Below are 14,693 nucleotides of genomic sequence, written 5' to 3'. Positions count from 1 at the left end.
TTATGCCCGATTCTTTTATGACACGCCTTTGTCTTAACAGCGTGGTCCTGATCATTTTGCTTGCTGCAATCCTGCTGGGCAGGAAATTATTAAACCAACAGCTGACTGCAAGAATCCGGTACAATCTGTGGTTCCTGTTTCTGGTTGTGCTGGCCGCCCCATTTCTGCCCTGCTCTTTTCTCTTTCCCGGATATGCATTTAACCTGCTGCGGTTTTTGGGCGGCTCCTTTTCGCCTGAGCATGCAGGTGCCTTAGGGGCTGCCTATAAGACCGCGGCAGCTACTGAATATTTCCTTCAGGATTTTTCTGTTTCCGTAAGCCGTGCAGCGCATACGGGCCTTCCTAATGTTTTAACTGGTATCTGGATCACCGGCATGGTATTAATGGCTGGTTTTCATATCCATTCCAGCAGGAAAATCAGGCAGCTGAAAAAGTCCTCTCTTCCCCTTCAGAATAAGGAGATACGGGAGTTATTTACAGCATGCAGGAAGGAATCTGGTATTAAAAAAGAAATACCGATTTATAGCAGCGCTTATATCTCGTCTCCTATTGCGGCCGGATTATGGAACCCTTGCATCATTGTTCCTATTAATATGCTTTCGGAGCTTTCTAAAAAAGAAATCCGGTATATCCTTCTCCATGAGATTTTACACTGCAAACATAAGGATCTCCTGGTAAACAGGCTTATGGCTTTGGCTCAGATTATCTACTGGTTCCATCCCTTTGTCTGGTTTGCTTTTAAGGAAATGAGAAGCGATCGGGAGATTGCATGCGATTCATCAGTCCTGTCTCTCCTGGATTCGGACAGCTATCTGGATTATGGAAGTACGCTCATAAATTTTGCGGAAAAGATATCCTTATTTTCTTATTCCGCCGCGAGAATCAGCGGTTCGAGGAAAGAGATAAAAAAGCGCATTCTGAACATTGCCGGTTACCACAAAGAATCCAGGTGGCGTGTGGTGAAAAGCAGAATCCTCTTTACTGTGATTACAGCATTGGTGCTGGGGTGTATTCCGGTATTGTCTGCAGATGCTTATACTGGTACAGAATACGACTTTACAGCTGAAAATGTAACCACGCTGGATTTATCCTCTTATTTCAAAGGATACAATGGCTGCTTTGTTCTGTATTGCCTAGATTCGGGACAGTACTGCATCTATAACCGGGAAGTCGGAACAAGGAGGGTTTCCCCAGATTCCACTTATAAGATTTACAGCGCCTTAGCCGCTCTGGAAACTGGAGCCATAACTCCGGAAGCTTCCCTGCTTTCCTGGGACGGGACCAGTTACCCTTTTGAAGCCTGGAACCAGGACCAAACTCTTGACACTGCCATGAAGCGTTCGGTTAACTGGTATTTCACTTCCTTGGATGAAATGACCGGGCTGCCCAGGTTGAAACAATATTTAGATGCCATCGGCTATGGAAACAGGGACTTATCCGGCGGAATAGGGCGTTATTGGCTCCAATCTTCGTTAAAGATTTCACCGGTGGAGCAAGTGAAGCTTTTAGCTCGTTTCTATCAGGATGAACTTCCATTTAGGCAGGAAAATATAAAGGCGGTAAAAGAGTCCTTACTCCTTTCTTCTTCCAATGGTGCTTTCCTGTATGGGAAAACCGGGACCGGGAACGTGGAAGGGGAAAATGTAAACGGCTGGTTCATCGGCTTTGTGGAAACCGGAGATGAAACCTATGTGTTTGCGACAAACATTCAGGGCGGGACTCAGGCGAATGGAAGTACGGCAGGAAAAATTACATTGAATATTTTAAATGATAAAGAAATTTATGCCCAATGATCATAAAAGGGATGCTGTACCGGCTATTGGTATGCTCCCTTGATTACCAGCCTGCCAGAAATGGAGATAATGCATCTGCTGCTGTATATAGTATCAGGTCGGAGAATTAAGCAAGCGCAGCGGGATAGTTTACTATGCCACTGCGCTTACTTTGAGTTTAATTTTTCTTTTTTCGTAATAATCCAATGACAAGTAAGACACCGCCGATTAAAAAGCCAGTAAGCAAAATCAGCAGAAAGACATTCGCATCTATGACACCATTTATGACACTATCATTCCAAACAAACAGATTTGCGTTTCTAAATTGGAAGCGCAGAATACCATCTGTAATCCAATAAATAACATTCTCAATCACAGAGAGGAACATACCGCCGAATATTACGCAAATTCCTGCTTTTGTAAATGCGTTTGCTTTGATATAACGAATGATTAGAAACAGCCCCCACGGAAACAGTACGCTCACAGATGTAATCAATAATGCAGGCCGCCAGTAACCCAACCAAGTGCTTCCTTGCAAATACAACCCACTATCAACAATCGTTGCATATAAAAGTAGCGTATCTATTAACATTGCAAGCAAGCCCTTATGCCGTGCCATAAACCCTGTTAGTGGCAATCGGCTTATCACATAAGGCGCAAACAGAATGGATAATCCAAAAAGTATAGGGATTATCGCAACAAAAAACCAATCTCCACCACTGTATATAGAGCAAGTGAGTAACAACAGGGTTAGGCTGGCTGTGAAACTTCCTAGAGTCCATAGTGCTTTTTCTTTTTCAAAAACCAACGGTACAACCGTAACCGAAGCCATCGTCATAAGAGCAGTCAAAACAATAAAGAACCAATCCAACGCACGACCAGTTGCAAGGTTGACAATCAGAGATACCAGTATAGGGACTGCCATAACCGAAGCTATACTGATGCCCGTAATGAAAGATTTTCTTTTAACCGCCTGTGCATGATGACTAACAACTTCCTCTCGTTCTATTTTCAGAAAATTATCAACTGTGGCGTTCTTGATTTTTTCAAGCGCACTTTTGCACGATTCACATTCCGCTAAGTGTTCCTCTACAATCTTTTTGCTGTCCTCGTTACAAACACCGTCATAATAAAGCGGGAGTAAATCCATAATGACATCACATGAAATTTTCATTCTTCATCCATCCTTTCTTGAATTTTAAGACGGGCGCGATAATATGTGACGCGAGCCCAGTTTTCTGTTTTTGCGAATAGTTCGCCAATTTTCTGAAATGACAATTCACCAAATACACGCAGTTGGAATACTTCTTTATATGGTTCGTCCAAATTATGCAAAACTTGATGAATACGAAAAGCGGTATCTTCATCAAAAAATGCCTTTTCTAAGTTCGTACCTGAAACAACTTCTATATCAAGTTCACCCGTGCGTTTATGTGCCCTTTGCTCATCTATAAATAGATTTTTTGCGATAGCACACAGCCAAGTTAATTCAGACGAGCCACCACGATATTTTTTATTGGCAGTCATTGCCTTAAAAAAAGACTTTTGCGTTATCTCTTCTGCAATATCTCGATTTTTAGCCAAAGTCATAACGAAAGAAAAGACTTTCATGTAATAGGTGTTGTATAGTTGTTCATAATCTATGTCCATATCATCGCCCTCCCTTCTTTTTAACTTCAATGGTTAGACGGAGCAGATTTAATTTCGTTACAAGATTTTTTCATCAATAATACCGCTTTTCCTTATTTGTGAATGTGCCTGTAAATCATGGGGTTTTTCCAAAGCCTATTACACGAGTATGAACAATTTTATTGCTTTCGATAAAACTTGTTCTTACGATAGCATCTGTACCAAACCGCTTTATCATATCGTCTGCTGCCCTATCTAATCGTTCTAATTATAACATTAAAAAAATTAGGTTCTCTTTCTTCTTTAGTTTTAATATCCTTTATTTACCAATGCTTCTAACTTAGGAAAATATCATTCATACATTACTTTTTAAATGTAACAACCGCCTATCAACGCAGATAAGCGGTTGTTGCATTAGCTATTTAGTTAATATTTTCTCAGCTATTTTTTTACATTCATCAAGCCCCGAAATAAAAACATCATCACCAAAGCTCTTTACAAAAACCTCAAAAATAAGGTTAGCTAAAGCTTCAATGCTTGTAAAGGTCAACTCACTTAACCTATCAAAGATTCCTTTCGATTCGCTGTCATATTCATCTGCGGGAGAATGTATAACTAATAACCCAATGGGATCCCATTCGTCAATTGCCATTTTGATGTCAGCATATGAAATTGTCACATTTATCACCCTCCGATAATTTCTTAACTATATCTTTCAAGGAAGCGTCTGACCCATTCGGACACTTTCGACGCTACGCGTCGCAAAATGCCTGGTGGCAGCAAGCTGATGGAAAGCCAAAAGCAATGCAGAGAGCGGTTTCTCATAAATATAGGATCAAATCATTTAAGTCGGCCTATAGTAACCTTAAGCTCTTTGCTGGCTATGAGGGACTGCTTATAGACTGTTTCATATCTACCTATATGCATTTCTTTATCATGCAATATTTTGTTAAATTTATTGACAGCTTTATATTAACATCCAACCTGTAAGGTCCATTCATGAAATATAGTATAAATTTTGCCTCATTTTCACCATAGTGCTTGAGAAGTGTGTATGTCCACATATTCAAAATATCAGCAAAGTCTGTCCATTGCTTATTAGGAAAATATGTCACATCATAATCAAGAAACAAAGGTAAGACAAGGTTTGTTGTAATATTGGATGTAAATATTTCTTCTTGAATAACAGTCTTTAATTCAATCATTTTGGCCACGCCGTTTCTAACGTTTTTTGTAGTGGAATTATACCAGGATTGAATAACTCCATCTCACTTATTATTCATCGGCCTTTTTAAGAACATTATAGTAAGTCAAAGCACAGCTTATTATTTTTAAGCTGTGTTTTGATTTAAAGTATAATCTTCAAAAATATTAATATGTAAATTCATAGCTATATTCAACTATCTGATACTTTGACTTCAAAATTGCAAAAATTCTTTCCGCATACCAATTAAAGTCTGGAATTCTCAATTCCTTTTGCACGTATTGAGTATTAATATTAAATTCAAACGAAAATTCCCTTCCACTATATAGCAATATATGGCCACCTATTTCAGTATTAGACCAAGCTAGTTCTACACCGATTATTTCTTTAAAATTCTCTTTTTCATCTATTAATTTGAAAAATTCATTAATGGAAATTTTTGTTTCTGTCCATTCAAACAAGTCGTCATCATGCAATGGTAATAGTATGATTTTTTCATCTTTAACTATACTCCATCCACCATTAATTAATAAATTAATAATATCTTTTGAATGAATTACCTCTTTAGAATCCAGTTTTAAATTTAATGATAATGCGTTAGCCATTTATTGCTCCTCATAAACCAAGTTCTATAAGCTTTTTGATCCCGTGTATCAAATCATCTCTCCGCAAAAGGTTCTCAGTGCCGCAAACTGAATTTTATCGCTAAATACTCTTCAAAAAATTTAAAATTCAGTTCAAAATTCTTTTCGCCATCGAACATCAGAATTAATTCGAAAAGAGCTTCGGTAACATAATTTTGATTGTTCCGTTTTATTTTTTTCATTTCAATACAGTACGAAATCAATCCTCAATACGAGTACGAGTGACTGTATTTTCTTCTTCATTTTCCAGCACGTCATATTTTGGAATTAAATAAACATAAATCATATTTTTCTTACAATTCTTTGACATTATAGTATGGACGAAGGATCTATTCCTATATGGGAATTCTGGGTATTTTTCAAATTAAGGTGCAACAATTCTAGCCCTCCCCATACTAAGCAAATGCTTGTTGATCTTTCAGCCAACTTTCAAAATAATGTTGGCCGCCGGCCAACCGAGGCTCGCCGTAAATCCGTCCCCATCTCATTCTCCCATCCCAACCTGTTACAGCTAAGATATTCTGAGTGGTAAAAAACTCATATGCGACATTACTGTTTTTATAATCTTGGTGAGCTGTGTTACATCCATATATTTCCATTGCAAGGATGTTTTGTGAATCTAAATCAGTTATCAGCTATTTGTAGTTTGTAACACATTTTGTTCGTTTGGCTTGCTAACTTGAGCTACTCTCATATATTGACCTTGGCTTCATACCATTCCATGTATCTATAAATTCAGCTTCTGTACTTATGGATTTCAACATGATTTCACTCTTGTCAATCCCGATTGACAGTAAATATTGATACTCCGCTTTGGCTCTGTCAAATAAACTATAATTAGATTTGTCACTGTCATTATAAAAAATATAGTGGCTTTCCAATCCAAGCGGATCAATTGACAATACGGGGTTATTTTCGCAATATATATACCAGTTCAAAGATGGCCTAACAGGATCTTACGTCAAGAAACGAATCCTACCACCATCATTTTCACACGGTTGGAATAGGCGTATTATTGTTTATGCCTAATGCTATTCTCAGTCTCCATGATCTAAAGACTTACCGATGAATGAAAAAACGGCAGGCTTTTAATCTACCGTCCATCGCATAAGCCGTAGCAAAGGTAAGGTCGCTCCTCAGCGTTGCCAAAATGATGCTACAATAAAATCATTAGCAGATCATTGGGTAATTATTCCATTTACACTAAACTGTATTCATAACCTTATTAAAACTGTTGATGAATACAGTTTTACAATTCATATAATATGCGGCTTCTTTCTTTTAGCAAAGATTTGATCAATTTTTCTTTTTCCTTGTCTTCTGTAATGCCCTCTAATATTCCCACTACTAATACATTTTGAACATCCATATTTTCAGACATTGCCAATCTCTCGAAAAAGTCGGTCATTTTACTAATTTTTTTTAAAACATCATCATCTCTGTCAAGGTAGTATTCATCAATCAACTTAATAAACTGTTGACGAACAATATCTTCATAAAATTGATATACCGGCATAATAGTTTTACTGTGATTAATTTGCTCTTGAATTTTTTGCTGAAAGTCATTCATATAAAACGTTAATATAGACAAATCAGACTCCGAGCTGTTAATAATACTATTATATTCCTTTAAAAATTCCGGAAATACGCTAATAGCTTCTTTTATTAAGTCATTATAATCCATAACACATAACACCGTCCTTTTATAACAAGCTCATGACATTTAGATTTATGCCAAGGTTTACAATATGGAGGCTCAAAGTTAATTTCATTATCCATAGTTTTTTTACATGAGTATAGACACTCTGCTATAAACAAATCATTAATAGACATTTTCGCAGCATTGTCTAAAATAAAATTATCTAATCGCGTAATTAATTCATTTGCTTTTTGCAAATGTCGAGAATTTAAGCCATTATAAAACTTATGTGCCATAAAATATCCGAATAATCGGGTTTTTGTTATTCTTCATTCTTTTACATAAAACCCATAAACACTATTACTAAACTCACCAGAAACAAATATGACAGTTTTGTCTCCGATATTAGTAGCAGAAAAGCTCGGTAGTATCATGATTTTCTGCTGTTTTAAAAGCTTCTATTCCGTACAAATCTTCCCTGTGGCAACAAGTTTAGAACCCTCGCGGAGCTCGAATTCTGCTCCATTTTGAAATAGTTCAAGCGAAGCATCATCAACTAAAAAACTGAATGCTTAGCTAATGTACTGTTCCCTTTACCGTTTACAAAATCTGATGCCATATTGCGTGTACCATCAAATGCTTTACCGGCATACTCTCCCACGCCATTTACAGTCTTTTCTACTACCTGCTACCGCTGCTACGGTAGAAATGCCAGAACTTGTAACTGATATACCACGACCCCTGTGGCAGATGCTATTGCTGGTCCCGCTAAATATCCCACTGTAGCACCAACCGCTGCTCCGGCAACTACTCCGTCAGCAATATATTTCCACCGATCTTGGTTTACTGCGTTAACTTTATTAGCAAAGTGATTTCCAATGAAGCCACCAACTACTGCACCCACTACCGCCAAAGTCCAGATACTCCCGGAACGGATTCTCAACCCTCTTATCTAGACTTCTCTCAACTCCAAAAGCATCCTACTCATATGAGGTTTTACACGTTCCACTTTGACTCCACAGCTAGGTTACTTCCCCATGTTCATTCAATATATAGTAGTATACCACACGATCTATTTCACTGGCAATTAAATTGATTCCCCTTAAATAGGTTTTAATCTTGCTGCCGTCAGCCTGTTCTGTTACGATATCGCTTCCATCCCAGCAATACAAATTCGTTTTCCCCTGGTCTCCTTTTCCAAGCGGTTGTTCAAACCATATTCATAACTGGTAACACTGACCAGATTATCCTTTGTTCTTCCTTCCACCATTATTTTCATACGGTTGGAATAAGCGTCATAGGTATAAAGCGTCCGCTTCCAGCTGGAATAATCTTCTTCATTCAGACGGTCCAGCCGATCATATTGATATGATATGGTTTAGAATTGGATCATACGGTATTGCTAATCTTAAGTTTATGATGTTGCGCATAGCAGGTGGTTTATTTGTTTCTAAAGTTCCGTTTTTCGGAACACGAAAAACTCCACATTAGAAACATGCCCTTGGCCTAACAACAAAAAGCGCATCAAGAGTTTTAGTTCTTGACACGCCGGTCATCTATGGCACTTATTTATTTTCGTAGTCCACAATTTGAAAAACTTACTCTACAACATTTTCTTTGTAGTCTTTTTGCAACTTATCTAATATTTCTTCCTGTGTCCATGACGTTTGTCCCTTTATGAGCCGGAAATTAAATACAGAAATTGTATGCTTTTTATCGGCTGTACATACGGATATTTCTGGAGTGTCAAATTCAAATTTATCCGATGCTGATGCGGAATATTTTTCCGAAAGTACAGGTTCAAGTGTTTTTAACGCTTTTTCGATTGCGAGGGCAATTATTTCGAGTTCGTCATAATTGGAAACTTCTACCTGAAACAAAGATTGTATACCATTATTAACACAAGTAATTGGTATTCCGTGTTGAAGAGCTTTTTCAACGGATTCTTTTTTTGACTCATAATAAGCCGTTAAATAATCACATCGAGGATACCCCGGCTGAGAACTGTCATAATCCCCAAAAGGAGGAAAGGTGACAACTTCAAACCCTAAACCGTTAATATCTTCAAAGAGATATGTTACAGGTTTTATGCCTTCTATATTTGGTTCGCCAGCCCTATATGTAGAAACATACTTATACTCTATTTCCAAATAGGAATCCAGCTTGCGCATAACATATCTCAAACTACAGGGGTTATAATTCAACATAAAATATACACCTACACAAATAAATGTAAAAATAATAATTGATGTTAAAATAATAATCTTTTTTTCGTTCATAGCGTAGCACTCCTTTTACTACCACCCATTCTTTTTAGAATAGGCGGTAGTAAGTAAATAATATAAAGTGTTTAATTTGCTGAAAACATCTTCCAAGAACCTCCACTAACAACATCTGGATAATACAGACTACCTTTCGTAGAAAATCCATATTTAGCTCTTGCTACTTCTCTTGCAGCTTTTGCACCAAACGGAGTTTTCCCCCACTGTCTTGCCCAAAAACCCCTTTCATCAGGATAGATATTATAGTATTGCGTTCTACTGACTGCCGCCAATGCAGTACCGCCAGTCAAATCAACCCAACTTTGTGCAAAAGTAACTCCATTAAATTCAGCTCCTGTCCTGCAAGCACCAAAGTACGTAAAACTACCTGTCGCAAAAGCGGAAGAATTAATACTGCTAAGGTCAGAACCAAAAATATTCAAAGCATTATTATGACCAACGCCCTTTTTTGCACTATATCCCATAGCTATTGCATAATCATTTTTATGACCGGAATTGGAAATTGTACCGGGTACATCAAAGGCTGTTCCGTGCGCAAAGAAAGCCATCTGAGTTATTGGGTCACTTGCTCTGTCGCCTTTTTTGTCATTCATATAGTCAAAAAGTACTTGTTTATCGTCAATTACCATTATACCAACGCCATAATCGCCCGCTACTGTTCTAAAATTGTCTATATCATCCTCCTTATAGCGCCAGTTTGCAATAATCCACATAATTGCTTCGTCCGAGTTGGCTTGCCAATCAATAATACATTTTATAGCAGTTTCAATAAAATTATATCGCATTTGTTCCTTGCCGTCACTTCCGCCGGATACAACAATCCGTTCCAATCCATACGGATCAACAAATGAAATCGGATTATTTCCACAATACGTATAATAATTTAATCCTGCTCCAATGGGGTCTTCTTGTGTGAATCTTCCAGTTCTTAGATCATAATTGCGGTTTCTAAGGTAATAAGTCCCGTCCTCTATAGAAAAATACTCTCCACAATACCGAAATGGATTCTCCTCCTCCTTATCAAGGGTTCTCTCAACACCAAAAGCATCATACTCATACGAGGCTTTACACGTTCCGCTTTGACTCCAAAGATTGGTTACATCCCCATGTTCATTCAATATATAGTAGTATACCATACGGTCTATTTCTCTGGCAATTAAATTGATTCCTCTTAAATACGTTTTAATCTGTTCGCCGTCAGTCTGTTCTGCCACGATATCGGCTCCATCCCAGTAATGCAAATTCGTTTTACCTTGGCTTTCGGTCAGTTTCCTCACCTGGGTGCTGTGGTGCAGGCCATCTCCACGGTACTGATATGTAATCTCTTTCTCGTCCTGATTGATCCGGATCAGTTGGTTGAAACCATCATAATGTCTCCACTCATAAACGGTCGGAACCTCCTTCTGATAGTTCCCCGATAACTTGACATTTCCCGGATAGTCCGGCGTTGGTGCTGTTTTCTCCCAAATCCGGAAGGTTTCATTCCCATTATCATCATAACGGTACCTATACGTTTCCGTTGTTTTCCCTTGCTTTTTTATCTCCTTTTCCAGCCGGTTGTTCAAACCGTACTCATAGCTGGTTACACTGACCAGCTCATCCTTTCTTCTTCCTTCCACCATCATTTTCATACGGTTGGAATAAGCGTCATAGGTATAAAGCGTCCGCTTCCAGCCGGAATAATCTTCTTCTGTCAGACGACCCAGCCGGTCAAATTGATATGATATGGTGACTGGGGCAGAACCGGCTTTGTTAATCTTGTTTAGAATGTTACTATCCACATCATAGCCGTATTCCCATGCAGAAATTACGGTTCCCTGCCGTTTATTCTCTAAAGAAATTACCTGGTTGCCTTCATTATACTTATAACTGGTTTCCATACCGGACTGCGGATAGCGGAGAATTTTACGGTTTCCTTTTTCATCATATTCGTACTCTGCCAGTATCACCCCGGCTGCGTTACTTTTCCTTACCTGCTTTAGACGATATAAATCATCATACGCATAATACAGACTGACATCCGGACTTGCTTTTCCTTTAAAAATCAGTTGAAAGGACTGACGGTTTCCATATATGTCATAAGTATAATCTTTGCTTACATTTCCCGGATCCTCCTGGTGTGTTAGCTGACCTTTATTATTGTATTGGTACTTCGTCTCAAGAAGGACGGTTTGTTTTCCTCCCACGGATTCCCGGCTGACTTCCCGAATCCGCTTGCCGCTCTTACTATAGGCGTACTCCCGCTCACTGACTGCCATTCCATCAGGAGTTCTCTTTTGCACGGTTTCCTTTATAAGATGTTCCAGGGCATCATGCTGATAAATGGTCTGGTCTTTGTTCCTGTCTGTTTTCTTCTGCAGTCTTCCAGCTTTGTCATACTCATAGTATTCCGTACAACCACGGGCATCCGTCATTGCCGTGACATTTCCAAGGCGGTCATAGGTGTATTTTGTCACCTCCCGCCCTTTGCCAGATGGGGTATCCCCGGTTCTCCTTAGAATAACCTGATTGATTCCATCATACTGACAGGTGGTTTTGATCCAATCACCTGGGCTTAAGTACTGGTAGGTATCAGTCAAACGGTTCCTGGCGTCATACACATACTGAGTCTCCTGCCAGCCATCCTTTTGAGCTTTCTTTTCCCATATGATATTACCGGCTCCATCATAGTAATATTTTACTTTCTGGCTGCGGTGGTCAAACGGCACTATGGTTTGAACAAGACGTCCTGCCTTATCGTATTGGAATTCGGTTTTCTTTCCGGCTTCATCCCATTGGAACCGTTTATTGCCTAACGCATCATATTGAATGCGGGTAATTCTCTCCTGACCGGAGTCTATCCGTATGGATTTTACTACGCGACCTGCATAATCGTACTCAAAGCGTTCTGTATTGTTCCTGGCATCAATTTTACTGATATTGTTTCCTGCATTGTCATATTTATAGGTAAACAACCGTTCTCCGGCTAAAAATTCCTTCCTGACCTGGTCTTTTTGGTCTTTATAACATTCTGTCACGATATCCGGAGTGGAAGCGTCTCCTATGACTTTTTTTATCTCGCGAAAGTATTTTATTCCATCTGCCGGATCGGTAAATACCTCATGGTATTCATACTTTTCCTCATAGCCCACCTGTGGAATCGTGCAGGACAGCACCCGGCCAAAAGAATCGTAAGTATAACGTTCAGTTTTTCTTATATTATCCGCTGCTGTGCCGTTCCCATCATATGTGACTGCTTCAGTCAGCTCTCCCCATGAATTATACCGGAAATCTTGGAGCACCACATCACCGGAGGCCGGTTCCTTGGATACGGCTAGGCAGACCTGCTGAATCTGTCCAAAGGGTGTGTATTGAATTCGCTTTTTCTGGTGGTTTCCATCGGTTGTCGTGATATAGTTTAAGCTGTCATTATAATCGGTTTCATTTACTGTCTGCGAGCCGTCTATCGGAGGGAGCGTCTCTACAACCATCCGTCCCAGCTGGTCATAGCAGTAGGTAGTTATCTGATTCCTGGAATTCTTTTTGTAAATTAGCCGTCCCCAATTGTCATATTTGAATTCTTCCTTGATTGGATCGCAGAGCTTGCCGTCTGTATCTCGGATAACAGTCTGTTCTTTTGATATCACACTATGTGTGTATCTGCTGTCAGTACTGGAAGGAGAGCTGTATTTATAAATGGTTTCCGCATATTCACCTGACTGTTCCAGGTTCCCGCTGTCTGTCAGGAAATACCTTCTTTCGTTGGTCATGCAATAGGGATTGGCATTATCCTTATAATTATATTCTGTCTTTTCTTTTAAGACTCCATTTTCATAGACCTTATGATATTTTATGACCCTATTTCCCAAATCCTTATGAAGCTCATTTTTTTCTATGATCAGGCCAGAGCCATTTATTCTTTCTGTTTTAAGAATGATGCTGTAGTCTCCATACTCTGTAATGATTTCCTGGTCGCAGGAAGAGTCATCCGTATAGGTTTCCTTAAACTTAATGACATTAGCTTTTTGATCGGAGGAATAAGTCCATTTGGTTTCCTTTTCCAGAAATTTTGAGTGATCGTTTCTGTCAAATACCTGGACAACTGCTTTTACCAGTAGTTTATTGCTATATATATAATCGCTCTTCGAAATAAGGTTATCATGATGTTTTACCTCCTTTATATCTAGCTGCCCATCACTATAGAACTTATGGGTTTCGTGAATGTCCTGGTGATTTGTTACTTCTGCATATTCTATATACTTACCATTTTGGAGTTCAGAATCAAGCGTGAAGTTATATTCTCCCTTGTTGTATTCGGCTCCGTCAACAATTTCTTTTTTCATTGTCAATGCAAAATGGTCAATATATCCACCAGTACTATTATTAATTCTAACTTTCCTGTCATAGGTAAAATGTGTAGATGCATGATTGGGGTATGTGACGCTCTTTAGCAGCAGATACTCGCGATCTTGCGTTTCGGGGTTGTTTCCTACTACTCCAGAGGAGGCACATTTCATATAACCCTTGGAAGTTTCGTAGTTATACTCGGTCAAGCTACCTACAGGGTCTATTACTGTGGTGAGTGTTTGGGTACCTTGCCTTTTGATATGATAGGCAATTTCGCATGCCTCTCCTTTCGGACTTTTCGGTAAATCCCAGATAAATCCGTCATTGGTTCTATTCAGTGTGATTGAACGCCCCCAGGTGTCCACAATCTCCATACCTTGGGAGCCCCTAAGATTATAAAGAATGGTATTTCCAAACCTATCCTGGCGTGCGACCAGCTTAAAATCTACTCGGCCCATATTTCGATCACCATCACCTGTATTAGAATTAAAATAATCACTGTTTCCATTTTTGTATTTAATTATGAGATGATAAGATTTTGGAGGATCAGCCTTATAAGGGTGCCGAATCTCACCTGATTTGGTATCAATTTCCACATCTTTTAAATTATAATTTTCAAATACATCGAAATCCCGGTTCATTCTTAAACTTCTTCCATCTTCAAGATGTAGAATATAATCATAACCGAGAGTTGTTGTTAATTTGGGCCACCAAGTCCAACCAAAATTCTGCACAGTCTCAATGGACGGCAGAATAAAAGACCATCCGTGTCCTAGTCCATAGGTAGAGGTATAAAATGTGTTCTTTATAGAACCTGTTCTTACACCTGAACTGAGGACATGTGGAGCCATATCCACTAAATTTGCACAGCCAGAATCATAGCGTCTGGCTATGGATACATCGAAGCCATCCCTGCCGGGCAGTACAAAATCGGTTGTATCATATTGGACATTGCCAGTATTTAACTGGACATTAATATGATTTGTTTCAAAGTAGTTAAATGGGGATTCCGGATACTGTTTTGTTTCGATAAATTCATACTCCGAAGATAGTGCCGCTCGGCTCAACTGTATTTTCGGGCTTTGTTCTTCCCTTTCTTCTACGTTTGATACGTCCTCAACCGTATTTGTATCAGGCGCATCCCATTCATTTTTATTCATATTATCCTCTATAATTTTTTTATCGTCCATCTATTCC

12 protein-coding genes are annotated in these 14,693 nt (G+C 39.0%); 1 reads left to right on the top strand and 11 read right to left on the bottom strand.

Going from position 1 to position 14,693, the window contains the following annotated elements:
- Positions 1–2: 2 nt before the first annotated feature.
- Positions 3–1,793, top strand: a complete 1,791-nt coding sequence (locus ACHZES_RS19405) for a BlaR1 family beta-lactam sensor/signal transducer (protein ID WP_395546294.1) — start codon at positions 3–5, stop codon at positions 1,791–1,793.
- Positions 1,794–1,950: 157 nt separating this feature from the next.
- On the opposite strand, the gene ACHZES_RS19400 is transcribed toward ACHZES_RS19405, so the two are convergent.
- From ACHZES_RS19400 to ACHZES_RS19350, 11 genes are all read right to left on the bottom strand, one after another.
- Positions 1,951–2,946, bottom strand: coding sequence for a zf-HC2 domain-containing protein (locus ACHZES_RS19400; RefSeq protein WP_395546293.1), 996 nt, complete (start codon positions 2,944–2,946; stop codon positions 1,951–1,953).
- Complete coding sequence (locus tag ACHZES_RS19395; RefSeq protein ID WP_395546292.1) at positions 2,943–3,422, bottom strand: RNA polymerase sigma factor; 480 nt, start codon at positions 3,420–3,422, stop codon at positions 2,943–2,945. The genes ACHZES_RS19400 and ACHZES_RS19395 overlap by 4 nt, the downstream gene beginning before the upstream one ends.
- A gap of 397 nt (positions 3,423–3,819) precedes the next feature.
- A complete protein-coding gene (locus ACHZES_RS19390) occupies positions 3,820–4,080 on the bottom strand; it encodes a DUF1871 family protein (protein WP_395546291.1) in 261 nt (86 codons plus the stop codon).
- A gap of 238 nt (positions 4,081–4,318) precedes the next feature.
- Positions 4,319–4,606 carry a hypothetical protein gene (locus tag ACHZES_RS19385; RefSeq protein WP_395546290.1) on the bottom strand — a complete coding sequence of 96 codons (288 nt, stop codon included), beginning with the start codon at positions 4,604–4,606 and terminating at the stop codon, positions 4,319–4,321.
- 166 nt (positions 4,607–4,772) lie between these two features.
- The gene (locus ACHZES_RS19380) at positions 4,773–5,210 is read right to left on the bottom strand and encodes a hypothetical protein (RefSeq protein ID WP_395546289.1); all 438 of its coding nucleotides are present in this window, start codon (positions 5,208–5,210) and stop codon (positions 4,773–4,775) included.
- A gap of 1,288 nt (positions 5,211–6,498) precedes the next feature.
- Complete coding sequence (locus ACHZES_RS19375) at positions 6,499–6,933, bottom strand: hypothetical protein (RefSeq protein WP_395546288.1); 435 nt, start codon at positions 6,931–6,933, stop codon at positions 6,499–6,501.
- A gap of 652 nt (positions 6,934–7,585) precedes the next feature.
- Positions 7,586–7,801, bottom strand: coding sequence for a hypothetical protein (locus ACHZES_RS19370; protein WP_395546287.1), 216 nt, complete (start codon positions 7,799–7,801; stop codon positions 7,586–7,588).
- A gap of 109 nt (positions 7,802–7,910) precedes the next feature.
- Positions 7,911–8,060: a hypothetical protein gene (locus tag ACHZES_RS19365; RefSeq protein WP_395546286.1), complete on the bottom strand. Its 150-nt coding sequence runs from the start codon at positions 8,058–8,060 to the stop codon at positions 7,911–7,913.
- Positions 8,030–8,167 carry a hypothetical protein gene (locus ACHZES_RS19360; RefSeq protein WP_395546285.1) on the bottom strand — a complete coding sequence of 46 codons (138 nt, stop codon included), beginning with the start codon at positions 8,165–8,167 and terminating at the stop codon, positions 8,030–8,032. The genes ACHZES_RS19365 and ACHZES_RS19360 overlap by 31 nt, the downstream gene beginning before the upstream one ends.
- Positions 8,168–8,486: 319 nt before the next feature.
- Entirely contained in the window at positions 8,487–9,167 is a 681-nt protein-coding gene (locus tag ACHZES_RS19355) for a hypothetical protein (RefSeq protein ID WP_395546284.1), read from the bottom strand.
- Positions 9,168–9,238: 71 nt separating this feature from the next.
- Entirely contained in the window at positions 9,239–14,686 is a 5,448-nt protein-coding gene (locus ACHZES_RS19350) for an RHS repeat-associated core domain-containing protein (RefSeq protein ID WP_395546283.1), read from the bottom strand.
- Positions 14,687–14,693: the final 7 nt, after the last annotated feature.

This window comes from Lacrimispora sanguinis, assembly GCF_044987295.1.
GTDB lineage: Bacteria > Bacillota > Clostridia > Lachnospirales > Lachnospiraceae > Lacrimispora > Lacrimispora celerecrescens_B.
This window is presented reverse-complemented; position numbering and strand designations above follow the sequence as displayed.

What these genes read in the sequence shown, in the direction of transcription:
- ACHZES_RS19375 (WP_395546288.1), bottom strand. Translation starts at nt 6,933, where the DNA reads ATGGATTATAATGACTTAATAAAAGAAGCTATTAGCGTATTTCCGGAA.
- ACHZES_RS19380 (WP_395546289.1), bottom strand. Translation starts at nt 5,210, where the DNA reads ATGGCTAACGCATTATCATTAAATTTAAAACTGGATTCTAAAGAGGTA.
- ACHZES_RS19395 (WP_395546292.1), bottom strand. Translation starts at nt 3,422, where the DNA reads ATGGACATAGATTATGAACAACTATACAACACCTATTACATGAAAGTC.
- ACHZES_RS19400 (WP_395546293.1), bottom strand. Translation starts at nt 2,946, where the DNA reads ATGAAAATTTCATGTGATGTCATTATGGATTTACTCCCGCTTTATTAT.
- ACHZES_RS19405 (WP_395546294.1), top strand. Translation starts at nt 3, where the DNA reads ATGCCCGATTCTTTTATGACACGCCTTTGTCTTAACAGCGTGGTCCTG.
- ACHZES_RS19360 (WP_395546285.1), bottom strand. Translation starts at nt 8,167, where the DNA reads ATGAAAATAATGGTGGAAGGAAGAACAAAGGATAATCTGGTCAGTGTT.
- ACHZES_RS19355 (WP_395546284.1), bottom strand. Translation starts at nt 9,167, where the DNA reads ATGAACGAAAAAAAGATTATTATTTTAACATCAATTATTATTTTTACA.
- ACHZES_RS19350 (WP_395546283.1), bottom strand. Translation starts at nt 14,686, where the DNA reads ATGGACGATAAAAAAATTATAGAGGATAATATGAATAAAAATGAATGG.
- ACHZES_RS19385 (WP_395546290.1), bottom strand. Translation starts at nt 4,606, where the DNA reads ATGATTGAATTAAAGACTGTTATTCAAGAAGAAATATTTACATCCAAT.